This is a genomic window from Streptomyces sp. NBC_00287 (assembly GCF_036173105.1).
GTDB lineage: Bacteria > Actinomycetota > Actinomycetes > Streptomycetales > Streptomycetaceae > Streptomyces.
Genome location: NZ_CP108053.1, coordinates 953,141 through 966,358 on the forward strand (window position 1 = coordinate 953,141; position 13,218 = coordinate 966,358).

The 13,218-nt window shown below is 70.6% G+C and carries 14 protein-coding genes; 4 read left to right on the forward strand and 10 right to left on the reverse strand.

All coding sequences use genetic code 11. The features are described 5' to 3' along the window. The first annotated feature begins 80 nt into the window (after positions 1 to 80). Together OHT76_RS04710 and OHT76_RS04715 are read left to right on the forward strand one after the other, a co-directional pair. Entirely contained in the window at positions 81 to 1,130 is a 1,050-nt protein-coding gene (locus OHT76_RS04710; protein ID WP_328869459.1) for a LacI family DNA-binding transcriptional regulator, read from the forward strand. Between the two features lie 7 nt (positions 1,131 to 1,137). Then, a complete protein-coding gene (locus OHT76_RS04715; RefSeq protein WP_328869460.1) occupies positions 1,138 to 1,929 on the forward strand; it encodes a hypothetical protein in 792 nt (263 codons plus the stop codon). Here the strand turns inward: OHT76_RS04715 and OHT76_RS04720 are convergent. Both OHT76_RS04720 and OHT76_RS04725 read right to left on the reverse strand, forming a co-directional pair. Next, positions 1,875 to 3,440 (reverse strand): protein kinase domain-containing protein, encoded by a 1,566-nt coding sequence (locus OHT76_RS04720; RefSeq protein ID WP_443049907.1) that lies wholly within the window; start codon positions 3,438 to 3,440, stop codon positions 1,875 to 1,877. The genes OHT76_RS04715 and OHT76_RS04720 overlap by 55 nt on opposite strands. 165 nt (positions 3,441 to 3,605) lie before the next feature. Beyond that, positions 3,606 to 4,892, reverse strand: a complete 1,287-nt coding sequence (locus OHT76_RS04725; RefSeq protein WP_328869462.1) for a DUF6986 family protein — start codon at positions 4,890 to 4,892, stop codon at positions 3,606 to 3,608. Between the two features lie 202 nt (positions 4,893 to 5,094). On the opposite strand from OHT76_RS04725, the gene OHT76_RS04730 reads away from it, so the two are divergent. Next, complete coding sequence (locus OHT76_RS04730) at positions 5,095 to 6,000, forward strand: endonuclease/exonuclease/phosphatase family protein (RefSeq protein WP_328869463.1); 906 nt, start codon at positions 5,095 to 5,097, stop codon at positions 5,998 to 6,000. A gap of 62 nt (positions 6,001 to 6,062) precedes the next feature. Here the strand turns inward: OHT76_RS04730 and OHT76_RS04735 are convergent, their stop codons facing one another. From OHT76_RS04735 to OHT76_RS04750, 4 genes are all read right to left on the reverse strand, one after another. Then, positions 6,063 to 7,025: an electron transfer flavoprotein subunit alpha/FixB family protein gene (locus OHT76_RS04735; RefSeq protein WP_328869464.1), complete on the reverse strand. Its 963-nt coding sequence runs from the start codon at positions 7,023 to 7,025 to the stop codon at positions 6,063 to 6,065. 54 nt (positions 7,026 to 7,079) lie between these two features. Continuing rightward, positions 7,080 to 7,868, reverse strand: coding sequence for an electron transfer flavoprotein subunit beta/FixA family protein (locus OHT76_RS04740; RefSeq protein WP_328869465.1), 789 nt, complete (start codon positions 7,866 to 7,868; stop codon positions 7,080 to 7,082). A gap of 219 nt (positions 7,869 to 8,087) precedes the next feature. Continuing rightward, on the reverse strand, positions 8,088 to 8,597 hold the full coding sequence (locus tag OHT76_RS04745; RefSeq protein WP_328869466.1) for a flavin reductase family protein: 510 nt from the start codon (positions 8,595 to 8,597) through the stop codon (positions 8,088 to 8,090). A 115-nt stretch (positions 8,598 to 8,712) separates the two neighbouring features. After that, positions 8,713 to 9,120 (reverse strand): thioredoxin family protein, encoded by a 408-nt coding sequence (locus OHT76_RS04750; RefSeq protein ID WP_328869467.1) that lies wholly within the window; start codon positions 9,118 to 9,120, stop codon positions 8,713 to 8,715. Between the two features lie 174 nt (positions 9,121 to 9,294). Between OHT76_RS04750 and OHT76_RS04755 the strand changes: the two genes are divergently transcribed. After that, positions 9,295 to 10,023: a lysophospholipid acyltransferase family protein gene (locus OHT76_RS04755; RefSeq protein ID WP_328869468.1), complete on the forward strand. Its 729-nt coding sequence runs from the start codon at positions 9,295 to 9,297 to the stop codon at positions 10,021 to 10,023. Here the strand turns inward: OHT76_RS04755 and OHT76_RS04760 are convergent. From OHT76_RS04760 to OHT76_RS04775, 4 genes are all read right to left on the reverse strand, one after another. After that, positions 10,020 to 10,712, reverse strand: coding sequence for a B3/B4 domain-containing protein (locus tag OHT76_RS04760; RefSeq protein ID WP_328869469.1), 693 nt, complete (start codon positions 10,710 to 10,712; stop codon positions 10,020 to 10,022). The two genes, OHT76_RS04755 and OHT76_RS04760, sit on opposite strands and share 4 nt — an antisense overlap. 13 nt (positions 10,713 to 10,725) lie before the next feature. Beyond that, positions 10,726 to 11,298, reverse strand: a complete 573-nt coding sequence (locus OHT76_RS04765) for a transglutaminase-like domain-containing protein (RefSeq protein WP_328869470.1) — start codon at positions 11,296 to 11,298, stop codon at positions 10,726 to 10,728. A gap of 75 nt (positions 11,299 to 11,373) precedes the next feature. Next, entirely contained in the window at positions 11,374 to 12,444 is a 1,071-nt protein-coding gene (locus tag OHT76_RS04770; RefSeq protein WP_328869471.1) for a threonine aldolase family protein, read from the reverse strand. Next, positions 12,441 to 13,193, reverse strand: coding sequence for an SDR family oxidoreductase (locus tag OHT76_RS04775; RefSeq protein WP_328876453.1), 753 nt, complete (start codon positions 13,191 to 13,193; stop codon positions 12,441 to 12,443). Before OHT76_RS04775 ends, OHT76_RS04770 begins: the two co-directional genes overlap by 4 nt. Between the last annotated feature and the right edge of the window lie 25 nt (positions 13,194 to 13,218).

Consider the following 13,218-nt stretch of genomic DNA (forward strand, 5'->3'; position numbering starts at 1 on the left):
GGCTCTATGCTCGACGCCACATCCTCATACAAACTGTGGATCGCCGCATCCCCGTGGACGAACAGGACAGGACCCGCATCGTGCCCGAGACCATCCGCCGCGCCGACCGCACCCCCGGGAACCGTTACGGCAACCGGCCGACGATGAAGGACGTGGCGGCTCGTGCGGGAGTGGGACTGAAGACGGTCTCGCGGGTCGTCAACGGCGAGCCGGGTGTCACGCCCGAGACGGAGCGCCGCGTCCAGGAGGCCATCGACGCCCTGGGTTTCCGCCGCAACGACAGTGCCCGGGTGCTGCGCAAGGGCCGTACCGCCAGCATCGGCCTGGTCCTTGAGGACCTCGCGGACCCGTTCTACGGCCCGCTCAGCCGCGCGGTCGAGGAGGTGGCCCGGGCGCACGGCGCGCTGCTGATCAACGGCTCCAGCGCCGAGGACCCGGACCGTGAGCAGGAGCTGGCGCTGGCGCTGTGCGCGCGGCGGGTGGACGGTCTGGTGGTGATTCCGGCCGGGGACGACCACCGGTATCTGGAGCCCGAGATCAGGGCGGGCGTCGCCACGGTGTTCGTGGACCGTCCGGCCGGGAAGATCGACGCCGATGTCGTGCTGTCGGACAACTACGGCGGCGCCCGGGACGGAGTCGCCCATCTGATCGCCCACGGGCACCGCCGGATCGGCTTCATCGGCGACATGCCCCGCATCCACACCGCCGCCGAGCGGCTGCGCGGCTACCGGGCGGCCATGGAGGACGCGGAGATACCCGTGGCGGACTCCTGGATGTCCCTGGGCGTCACCGGCCCCGAGCGGGTGCGCAGGGCCGCCGAGGAGATGCTCGCCGGCCCCCAGCCGGTCACCGCGATCTTCGCGGGCAACAACCGGGTGACGGTCACCGTGATCCGGGTCCTGGCCGAGCATGCCCGCCGGGTGGCGCTGGTCGGCTTCGACGACCTGGAACTCGCCGATCTGCTGCAGCCGGGCGTCACGGTCGTCGCGCAGGACGCGGCAGCCATCGGCCGGACCGCCGCCGAGCGCCTGTTCCGGCAGCTGGACGGTAGCCTGGTGACGCCCGAGCGCATCGAGCTGCCGACCCGGCTGATCACCCGGGGCTCGGGCGAGCTGCCCCCGGCGGACTGAGCGAGCGATGGACACGCGCACCCTTCAGGCACTGGGCCTCGCGATGGCGCCCCGCGACCATCCGCTGCTCTACCCCGGCACCTGGCCCGCGGATTCCGGGCTCCTGGACGGCGAGCGCTTCCTTACCCTGGACCGGCTGACCCACCCGGACCGCACCCCCGTACTCGCGATCGGCTCCAACGCCTGCCCGGGCCAACTGCGGCACAAGATGGCCGAGTCCGGCATCGCCTCGCCGATCCCCATGGTCAAGGTCCGTGTCACGGGCCTGGAAATTGGTGTGTCCGCACATGTGAGCCGACTCGGATATGTGTCGGCATCACCCTTCCATGCGCCCAAAGCCGTACGGGAGTTGTTCGTCCTGTGGCTCGACGCCGAGCAGCTCGCCGTGATCGACGCCAGTGAAGGCGTACCGCTGCCGTACGGCAACTACCGGCGCGTCTGGCTGCCCTCCCCCGAGGTACGGATCGACCTGGCGGACGGCACCACGCTCCCGGGCGTCTTCTCGTACGTCAATCGCCGTGGCGTTCTGCACAACGGCACCGAAACTCCGCGCACCCACCCCGGACAGCGGAAGCTGCTCACCGAACTGCTCCTGGGGTCCGCCCGGTTGAGAGAGCTGTTCGGGGTCACCCCGGAGGAGTTCTGCACGCGGGCACGCGCGGACCGGCGGCTGTGCGAGCGCGGTACGCGGCTGTTCGCGCGGGAGAAGCTGGTGACCGTGCACGGTCTGGAGCGGTACGTCGTTCAGCAGACCGGGAGTCCGGGCACCGGCTCGTCGTTGTCGCCGCCCCTGACGTAGACGTCGCTGACCCAGACGTCCGCGTTGCCGCTGTCGTCGTCGGTCTTGGCCCACCAGACGTTGGTCCACTCGCCGGAGGTTTCGCGGCGGCCCAGGTTCTGCTGGCAGTAGAAGTAGTTGGTACCCGCGCCCAGAATGCCGACCTCGGTGCCGTCGGCGGTGTAGGACTTGGCGGTGCGCCAGACCTCGCAGTTGTACTTGCCGCCGCCGATGGGGTTGCAGGCCGCCGCCGGGGTCGTGGCGCCGCCTCCGCCGGAGGTCTTGCTCGGCGTGGGAGTGGGCTTCGCGGACGGCTCGGTCTCGGTGCTGCGGCTCGGCGAGCTGCTCGGGGTCGGGCTCTTCTCGTCGCCCTTGCTCGGTTTCGCGTCGGCCGAGCCGTCGGGGCTCGCCCCGCCACCGGTCCGCGAGGGTGTCGGGGTGGCGGAGCCTGCGCTCGAGGTGGGCTGTCCGGCCGCCTTGGGTTCGTCGCCGTTGCTCAGCAGGGCGACGGTGACGCCGGCCGAGGCGAGGACGACGGTGACGGCAGCGGCGGCGAGCAGGGCACGGCTCTTGCGGCGGGAGGGGCCGGGGTTGTCCATGGGGCTGGTCGCGCCGGGCCCGGAGGGGGCGACCTGGCCGGGCGTGCCGGGGGTGTTCGTGGGAGGCCCGAAACCCGGCGGCACCATCGGAACACTGCGCTCCGTCACCGCCCGTTCCGGCGCCGGAGCCGGTCCGCGCAGGGTCGTCGTGGGCGTGTCCCGGCCGCCCGAGTCGGCGACCGCCTGGAGGAGTTCGCGGGCCTCCTCGGCCTCCGGGCGGCCCTCGGGGCGCTTGTCCAGCAGCCGCTGGAGGACCGGGGCGAGCGGTCCGGCATGGTGCGGCTCGGGCAGCGGCTCGGTGACGATCGCGGTGAGCGTGGAGAAGGTCGAGGTCCGGCGGAAGGGCGACGTGCCCTCGACGGCGGCGTACAGCGTGGCGCCCAGAGCCCAGACGTCGGAGGCCGGGCCCGGGTCCGCGCCCTGGGCGCGTTCGGGCGCCAAGTAGTCCAGGGAGCCGACCAGTTCGCCGCTGCGGGTCAGGTGGGTGGCGGAGCCGTCGCCCGGGTCCTCCATGGTGGCTATGCCGAAGTCGGTCAGGACCACCCGGCCCGAACGGTCGAGGAGGATGTTGCCCGGCTTGACGTCGCGGTGCAGGACTCCGGCGCGGTGGGCGGCGGCCAACGCCTCCATGACCTTGGCGCCGATCCCGGCCGCCTCGCGCGCGTCGAGGGTGCCGCGCTCGCGCAGCACGTCGTCCAGGGAGGGACCGTCGACCAGCTCCATGACGATCAGCGGACGCCCGTCGACCTCGGTGACGTCGTGCACGGCCACGACTCCCGGGTGGCGCACCCGGGCCGCCGCGCGGGCCTCGCGCTGCATCCGCACCCGCAGGCCGTCGAGTTCGGGGCCGTCGGCGTCGGTGTAGGTGCGCAGTTCCTTGACCGCGACCTCGCGGCCGAGCACCTCGTCGACGGCCCGCCAGACGACGCCCATGCCGCCGCGCCCGAGCTGGGCCAGGACGCGATAGCGCCCGGCCAGCAGCCGGCCGACCCCGTCCGTCTGTCCGTACTCCCCCGACACCGCTGCCCCGTTCCTGTGGCCCACCAATGCGTGCCGTACAGACTAAGGGTCAGCGGTGACAGGGCAGACCGACACCCCTCACGGCGTCAGGTCACCGCGCCGGGGCGAAGCGAAGCCCTCCAGATCGGCCCGCGTAAGACCCGTGAGCCGGGCGACCTCGCCCGTGTCCAGCGCCCCGCAGTCCAGCCCGCGCAGCAGATAGCCGCTGAGCGCCTTGGCGGTGGCCGGCTCGTCCATGACGTCGCCCCCGGCCCGGTTCGCGTAGCGGGCAAGACGCGCGGCGGCCTGTTCGAAGCCCTCGCGGTAGAAGGCGAAGACGGCCGCGTACCGGGTCGGGATGTGGCCGGGGTGCATGTCCCAGCCCTGGTAGTAGGCACGGGCGAGGGCGCGGCGGGTGAGGCCGTAGTGCAGCCGCCAGGCGTCGTGGACCTTCTCCGTCGTACCGACCGGAAGAACGTTGGTCGATCCGTCCGACACCCGGACCCCCGTCCCCGCCGCGGCGACCTGCATGATCGCCTTGGCGTGGTCGGCGGCCGGGTGGTCGCTGGCCTGGTAGGCGGCCGAGACGCCGAGACAGGCGCTGTAGTCGAAGGTGCCGTAGTGCAGGCCCGTGGCGCGGCCCTCGGCGGCCTGGATCATCCGGGCGACGGTGGCCGTGCCGTCGGTGGCGAGGATGGACTGGCTGGTCTCGATCTGGATCTCGAAGCCGAGCCGACCGGGCTCCAGACCGCGCGTCTTCTCGAAGGCCTCCAGGAGCCGGACCATGGCGGTGACCTGCTCGGGGTAGGTCACCTTGGGCAGCGTCAGCACCAGCCCGTCGGGCAGACCGCCCGCCTCCACCAGACCGGTGAGGAAGATGTCGAGGGTGCGGATGCCGCGGTCGCGGACGGCGGCCTCCATGCACTTCATGCGGATGCCCATGTACGGCGCCGCCGTGCCGTTCTCGTACGCCTCGGCGATCAGCCGGGCCGCGCGGGCGGCGTCCCGGTCCTCGTCCTGGCCCTTGTAGCCGTCCTCGAAGTCGACGCGCAGGTCCTCGATGGGCTCGCGCTCCAGCTTGGCCCGCACGCGCGCGTAGACGGGTTCGGCGAGCTCGTCGGTGAGGCCGAGGACGGCAGCGAAGGAGGCGGCGTCGGGGGCGTGTTCGTCGAGCGCGGCCAGGGCCTGGTCGCCCCAGGAGCGGACGGTGTCCGCGGCGAAGACCTCGCCGGGGACGTAGACGGTGTGGACGGGCTGGCGGGTGCCGGGGTCTCCGGGGTAGCGGCGCTCCAGCTCGGCGTCGACCGGGGCGAGGGAGGCGCTGATCTCCTCGCTGACGGCGCCCGCGAGGCTCGTCGCCACCTTCTCCTGCTGGCCCTGACCCATCCCACACCCTCCTGTTTTCCGCTGTACGGAATCAACAATCCGTAGAACGAAGTTATCCGGGGACCTTCCGGATGGTCAACACCATGTCCACGGGGAGCCACCCCGCCATCTCGCCATGTTCACGTCCACCTCATGGCACGCTATGACACTCATTGGGCACGTCCGCACGACTCGTCCGGCAGATCCCACCGAAGGAGCCCCCGTGCCGCACCACAGCCGAGTCACGCGCCGTCTGGGCCTGAAAGCCGCGTTAGCCGCCGCGGCCACCATGCCCCTCTCCAGTACAGCACTGACCTCCGAATCCGCCGCGGCGGAGGAACGCCCACGCCGCCACCTGGAGATCATGTCCTTCAACCTGCGCTTCGCGAGCACCACCGAGCCCAACAGCTGGGCTGTCCGCAGACCGGTGATGCGCGAGCTGCTGCGCCGCGAGGCCCCGCACGTCATCGGCACCCAGGAGGGCCTCTTCCCACAGCTGCTCGACATCGACGCCGACCTCGGCCGCCACTACGACTGGATCGGCACCGGCCGCCTGCACGGCAGCGCCGACGAATCCATGGCGATCTTCTACGACACCCGCCGCGTCCGCCCTCTTGAGTACGAACACTTCTGGCTCTCCGACACCCCGTACGTGATCGGCTCCAACACCTGGGGCGCGGCCTTCCCCCGCATGGTCACCTGGATCCGCTTCCGCGATCTGCGCGACGGCGACCGGGAGTTCTACGTCATGAACACCCACTTCGACCACCGCGGCCAGCCCGCGCGCGAACGCAGCGCCGCCCTCATCGCCGAGCGGATCAGGGACTTCAACCCCGCCCTGCCGGTCGTGGTGACCGGCGACTTCAACGTGGCCGCGCACAAGAACGTCGTCTACGACACCCTGCTCGGCGCCGGTCTGCTCGACACCTGGGACACGGCTGCCGAGCGCGGCGCCCAGTACGCCACCTTCCACGGCTACCGTCCGCTGGTCCCGGACGGCGACCGTATCGACTGGATCCTGACCACGCCGGGCGTCACCGCGCACCGGGCGACCATCAACACCTTCGCCGTGGACGGCCAGTTCCCCAGCGACCATCTGCCCGTGCAGGCCTCGCTGACCCTGGGCTGAACGCGCCGAGGCCCCCGCGGCCGTCGGAACGGTCGCGGGGGCCTCGGTGAGCCTTCGGACGATCAGCCCTTGCGGGTCTTGATCTCCTCGGTGAGCTGCGGGACGACGTCGAAGAGGTCGCCGACCACGCCGTAGTCGACCAGGTCGAAGATCGGGGCCTCGGCGTCCTTGTTGATCGCCACGATCGTCTTCGAGGTCTGCATACCCGCGCGGTGCTGGATCGCGCCGGAGATACCGGAGGCGATGTACAGCTGCGGCGAGACCGACTTGCCGGTCTGGCCGACCTGGTTGGTGTGCGGGTACCAGCCGGCGTCGACGGCGGCACGCGAGGCACCGACGGCCGCGCCGAGGGAGTCGGCGAGCGCCTCGATGATCGCGAAGTTCTCGGCGCCGTTGACACCACGGCCGCCGGAGACCACGATCGCGGCCTCGGTCAGCTCGGGGCGGCCGGTCGACTCACGCGGCGTGCGCGCGGTGACCTTGGTGCCGGTGGCCTTCTCGGAGAAGGTCACGGCGAGGGCCTCGACCGCACCGGCGGCCGGGGCGGCCTCCACGGCGGCCGAGTTCGGCTTGACCGTGATGACCGGGGTGCCCTTGGCGATACGGGACTTGGTGGTGAAGGCGGCGGCGAACACCGACTGGGTGGCCACCGGACCCTCGTCGCCGGCCTCCAGGTCGATGGCGTCGGTGATGACGCCGGAGCCGATGCGCAGCGCCAGACGGGCGGCGATCTCCTTGCCCTCGGCGGAGGACGGGACCAGCACGGCGGCCGGGGAGACGGCCTCGTAGGCGGCCTGCAGGGCCTCGACCTTCGGTACGACGAGGTAGTCGGCGTACTCGGAGGCGTCGTGGGTGAGGACCTTCACCGCGCCGTGCTCGGCGAGGACGGCGGCGGTGTCGGCGGCGCCGTTGCCCAGCGCGACGGCGACGGGCTCGCCGATACGGCGGGCCAGCGTCAGCAGCTCCAGGGTGGGCTTGCGGACGGCACCGTCCACGTGGTCGACGTAGACGAGAACTTCAGCCATGGGATTGCTCTCCTGCGGAATGCGAAGTCTGAGGGGGCGGAAGGGTGTTGGGCCTTAGATGAACTTCTGGCCCGCGAGGAACTCAGCGAGCTGCTTGCCGCCCTCGCCCTCGTCCTTGACGATCGTGCCGGCGGTACGGGCCGGACGCTCGGCCGCGGAGTCGACCACCGTGTAGGAGCCCTCCAGGCCGACCTCGTCGGCCTCGATCTCCAGGTCCTCCAGGTCCCAGGACTGAACCGGCTTCTTCTTGGCCGCCATGATGCCCTTGAAGGACGGGTAACGCGCCTCGCCCGACTGGTCGGTGACCGACACGACCGCCGGGAGGGAGGCCTCGAGCTGCTCGGAGGCGGCGTCGCCGTCGCGGCGGCCCTTGACCGTGCCGTCCTCCACGGAGACCTCGGACAGCAGGGTGACCTGCGGGACGCCCAGACGCTCGGCGAGCAGCGCGGGGACGACGCCCATGGTGCCGTCGGTGGAGGCCATACCGGAGATGACCAGGTCGTAGCCGGCCTTCTCGATCGCCTTCGCCAGCACCAGGGAGGTGCCGATGGCGTCGGTGCCGTGCAGATCGTCGTCCTCGACGTGGATCGCCTTGTCGGCGCCCATCGAAAGGGCCTTGCGGAGCGCGTCCTTGGCGTCCTCGGGGCCCACGGTCAGAACGGTGATCTCGACGTCGTCGTCCGAGTTCTCGGAGATCTGCAGCGCCTGCTCGACGGCGTACTCGTCGAGCTCGGAGAGCAGACCGTCCACGTCGTCCCGGTCGACGGTCAGGTCATCGGCGAAGTGCCGGTCGCCAGTGGCGTCGGGCACGTACTTCACAGTGACAACGATCCTCAAGCTCACGCCGGCTCTCCTACTGCGTCGACATTTCTCTGCTGCCTACTTGCAGGCAGCATAGGCGCCTGAAGCGGCCGTTCCCGATCGGGGCGACCTGCGCTCCGAACGAAATATTACTCGTCAGTACACCCAGTTCGTTCCCGCTAAGCAAGCGCTTTGAACTGTGACCTTCGCAACGCAGCGTAATCGGAACTGGACGACTTCGCAGAACTGTCCGATACCCGGTCAGTCGCGCAGGCCGGTGAACCGGCCCTGGTGGTACAGCAACGGCCGTCCGGGGCCGGTGTGGTCGCCGAGGAGGACTTCCGCGAGGACGATGCGGTGATCCCCGGCGGGCACGCGCGCGTGGATCCGGCAGACCAGCCAGGCGGGGACGTCGTCGAGGACAGGGACACCCTCGGGACCCTCGTGCCAGGCGGTGGGTGCGGCGAAGCGGTCGGCGCCGCTGCGGGCGAACGTGGCGGCCAGGTCCCGTTGGTGCTCACCGAGCAGATGCACGCCGACATGGTCGGCCCGCGACAGGGTGGGCCAACAGGAGGACCCCGTGCCGATACCGAAGGAAAGCATGGGGGGCTCGGCGGAGACGGAGGTCAGGGAGGTGGCGGTAAAGCCGACGGGGCCGTTCTCGCCGCGGGCGGTGATCACCGCGACTCCCGCGGCGTGCCGCCGGAAGACGGAGCGCAGCAGTTCGGGAGAGGCGAGCCGGGTGGCGTCGACGTCGGGCGTGGCGGTCATGAACACCTGGGGAGATGGGGCGCCGGGGACATCCGGTCAGGCTGACGATGGATGGTCCGTACAGTCAAGTGCGCGAGGGGATGTGGGAGATGACTCACTGTCGGATGCACGGCCGTCACACCGCCTCGCCGAGGGCCGCGATGACATCCGCCTTGCGCGGCTGTCCGACGGCGCGGCGCACCACGCGCCCGTGGGCGTCGAGGACCAGCACCGTGGGTGTCTTGAGGATCTCCAGCTCCCGCACGAGCTCAAGACGGGCCTCGGCGTCGATCTCGACATGGGCGACACCGGGCACCATCCCGGCCACTTCCCCGAGGACACGCCGCGTGGCCCGGCAGGGCGCGCAGAAGGCGCTGGAGAACTGCACGAGGGTGGCCCGCGCGCCGAGTTGCCCGCCCAGTTCGTCCGGCCTCAGCCGCCTGTCCTCGTCCCGCACGCGCACCCGTGGCCTCCTCCGGTCGTCCACTGCTCCAGCATTCGCGGGAGCGGAAAGATTCCCCCCTGCCACCCTCCGCGGCGCCATTTGCCGAGGTGGATCAAGGTGTGACGTGACGAGGATCTCGCCGTACACCGGCACCAGGACTGGCTACCCGTCCGTTCTTGGGGCACGATCTGCGAAAGCCGTAAACCTACGGCTGCGTAACTTTCCCGCCGGGAGCCCCCTTCCCCGGCAGAGAAGGAAGGGTTCACCCCGTCCATGGCAGAGCTTGTCTACCGTCCCGTCGTCGGTCTCGCCCTCACTTTGTTCAAGGCGTGGGACCTGAAGATCGACTGCAAGGGATCGGAGAACATTCCGCGCTCGGGCGGTGCCGTGCTGGTGAGCAACCACATCAGCTACCTGGACTTCATTTTCGACGGCCTGGCGGCGCTCCCCCAGAAGCGCCTGGTGCGCTTCATGGCGAAGGAGTCCGTCTTCCGGCACAAGATCTCCGGTCCGCTGATGCGCGGGATGAAGCACATCCCGGTGGACCGCAAGCAGGGCGAGGCGGCCTACCAGCACGCGCTGGAGTCGCTGCGGTCCGGTGAGATCGTGGGCGTCTTCCCGGAGGCGACGATCTCCCAGTCGTTCACGCTGAAGAGCTTCAAGTCGGGTGCCGCCCGGCTCGCCCAGGAGGCCGGCGTCCCGCTGATCCCGATGGCGGTGTGGGGCACCCAGCGGCTGTGGACCAAGGGGCAGCCGCGCAACTTCAAGCGCAGCCACACCCCGATCACGATCCGGGTGGGCGAGGCCATCGAGGCATCCAAGGACAAGTACGCGGGCGCGATCACCCGCCAGGTGCGCGAGCGGGTCCAGGAGCTCCTGGAGGCCGCCCAGCGCGCCTACCCCGTACGCCCCAAGGACGCGAGCGACACCTGGTGGATGCCGGCGCACCTCGGGGGTACGGCGCCCACTCCGGAGCAGGTCCGCGAGGCCGACGCGCGTTAGACAGCCCCGCGCACCGCGATCCGCGCCCCCGGGCTGAACTTCTCCAGCAGTTCGGCGAGTTCGGCGCCCGCCCGCTCGACGTCTGCGACCGGCATGGGCGCGAGGCTCTCCAGGAGGAAGACCGCCGAGACGCTCTCCTCGGTGAGCCGGGTGCGCGGTCCCTGGCGCCAGTTCCAGCGGCGGCAGGTCACACCCGCGTCGTCGCACCACACCACCTCGCCGGCGTCGGGGTGTTCGACGGTCTCGGCGCCGTCGGCGACGGTCACGAAGGGCTCGTCGCCCGTGGCCCGGATCAGCCGCATACCGCCCTGGATGCGGTCGAGGTCCTCGCCGCCGACAGGGATCAGATGCGCCACGCTGATCGCGTTGTAGAGGTCGACGAGCAGGTTGATCCGGGGCAGCCCGGCACCTGACAGAGCTCGCTTGGCCAGCGCCTCCGCCGAGTTGCGGGTGCGCGACGGCTTGGACCCGAAGGCCGTGTACGCCTCCCGCCAGGCCGCCATGTGCGGGTCCTCGTGCGGGGCACGGCCGTCCAGGCGCAGCGCGAGCCGGCGGGCCGCGTCGTCGAGGAGTTCGGAACTGCCGGTGGTGCTGGGCCCGTTGACGAGTCCGTGGGCCTCGACGGCGAGGTGCGTGAAGCCGGGCGCGAGGGCCCGCACCTCGTCGGACACGGTCAGCGTGAGGGTCATGGTCGGCCTTGCCTCAGAGTGCGGTCGGGAGCGTCTGCCACAGGTGCGGCCGGTCGGTCGCGCCCTGGAGGGCAGCGAGGACGGCCGGGTGTGGTTTAGCGTACAGGACCGGATAGTCCAACTCATTGGACTTGGGGTCGACCGGGAAGGCCAGCTGTTCACCGTCGAGGGAGAACTGCGCGTCCACGCCCGGCTTGTTCCCCCGGGGGTCCTGTCGGTGCCAGGCGCCGTTGAAGCGGACGGCCACCAGACCGTGCACCACATCGAACTTCTGGTAGCACAGCGCCGTCGGGATGTCCTCGGCCCTCAACAGGGCCGTCAGCGCATGGGACTTGGCGTAGCAGATGCCCGTGCCCTGCTCCAGCACGTCCGAGGCGCGCCAGGTGACGCGCAGGTCGCCGGAGTCCTGGGAGTGCGGGATGGTGTCGCGCACGAACTCGAACGCCAGCCGTGCATAGGCATACGAGTCCTCGGCCTGCGAGGCAAGCCGCGCGGCCCGCTGCCGGACCACCGGGTGATCGTGGTCGATGACCTCGTCAGCGGCCAAGTATGCGGAGAGGTCGGGGGTTTCCTGGATGAGCTCCATGGCGGCAGAGCATAGGAAAGCGATCACCCGAGAGTCAATTCTTTTTCGGGTGACCGCATACCTATGCAGAGCTGCCTAGCGCGCCATCTCCTCCTTGAGCGCCGCCACGAAGGCGTCCACGTCCTCCTCGGTGGTGTCGAAGGCGCACATCCAGCGCACGACACCGGCGGTCTCGTCCCAGAAGTAGAACCGGAACCGCTTCTGAAGACGCTCGCTGACGTCGTGCGGAAGCTTGGCGAACACGCCGTTGGCCTGCACCGGGTAGAGGATCTCGACGCCGTGCACCGCGCGGACGCCCTCGGCGAGCCGCTGTGCCATCTCGTTGGAGTGCCGGGCGTTGCGCAGCCACAGGTCCTTGGCCAGCAGCGCCTCCAACTGCACCGACACAAAGCGCATCTTGGAGGCGAGCTGCATGGACAGCTTGCGCAGATGCTTCATGTGGCTGACGGCGTCCTGGTTGATCACCACGACCGCCTCGCCGAACAGGGCACCGTTCTTGGTGCCGCCCAGGGAGAGGATGTCGACGCCGACGGCGTTGGTGAAGGTCCGCATGGGGACGTTCAGCGAGGCCGCCGCGTTGGCTATCCGGGAGCCGTCGAGGTGCACCTTCATGCCGCGCGCGTGGGCGTGCTCGCAGATGGCGCGGATCTCGTCGGGCGTGTACAGCGTGCCGAGCTCCGTGCTCTGGGTGATCGAGACGACCTGCGGCATCGCGCGGTGCTCGTCCTCCCAGCCCCAGGCCTGCCGGTCGATCAGCTCAGGGGTGAGCTTGCCGTCCGGCGTGGGCACGGTGAGCAGCTTCAAACCGCCCATGCGCTCGGGGGCGCCGCCCTCGTCGACGTTGATGTGCGCGCTCTCGGCGCAGATCACCGCGCCCCAGCGGTCGGTGACCGCCTGGAGCGCGACGACGTTGGCGCCGGTGCCGTTGAAGACCGGGAACGCCTCGGCCGTAGGACCGAAGTGGCTGCGGATGATCCCCTGGAGGTTCTCCGTGTACACGTCCTCGCCGTAGGCCACCTGGTGGCCGCCGTTGGCCACGGCCAGGGCGGCGAGCACCTCCGGGTGGGCGCCGGCGTAGTTGTCGCTGGCGAAACCCCTCAGCTCCGGGTCGTGGTGGCGACGCGCATCGGTCTTCGGGGGGTTCACGGCTTCTCGGTGAGCCACAGACGCTGTCCGTTCACTTCCGCGGCGGGCTTGTCCCAGACGCCGGCGATGGCCTCGGCGAGGTCCGTGACGTCCGTGAAACCCGCGAACTTCGCGTTGGGCCGCTCGGCGCGCATCGCCTCGTGCACCAACGCCTTCACCACCAGGATGGCAGCAGCCGACGTCGGCCCCTGCTCACCCCCGGCCTTCTTGAAGTAGTCGGCCATGGCCAGCGTCCACGCCTCCGCGGCGGCCTTGCCCGCGGCGTACGCGGCGTTGCCCGCGGTCGGCCTGGTCGCGCCGGCCGCACTGATCAGGACGTACCGGCCCCGGTCGCTGCGCTGGAGCGCCTCGTGGAAGGCGAGGGAGGTGTGCTGCACGGTGCGGATGAGCAGCAGCTCCAGGAAGTCCCAGTCGTCGAGGCTGGTCTTGGTGAAGGTCTCACTGCCGCGCCAGCCGCCGACGAGGTGGACCAGGCCGTCGACGCGGCCGAAGTCCTTCTCGATGCGGGTGGCCCACTCGTTGGTGGACTTCAGGTCCAGCAGATCGACCGTGTCGCCGACGACAGTGGCGCCGCCGTGCGCATAGCTGGCCGCGTCCACGGCCGCCGCCAGCCGCTCCGGATCGTTGTCGGAGCCGACGACGGTCGCACCCGCCTCGGCCAGTCGCAGCAGCGCCGCCCGGCCTGCGGGTCCGCCCGCACCGGCCACCGCGATCACCGCACCGCTGAGCGGCCCGTTCCCGTTCGCCATCTTGCCCTCCTGAGCCAGGTCCTCG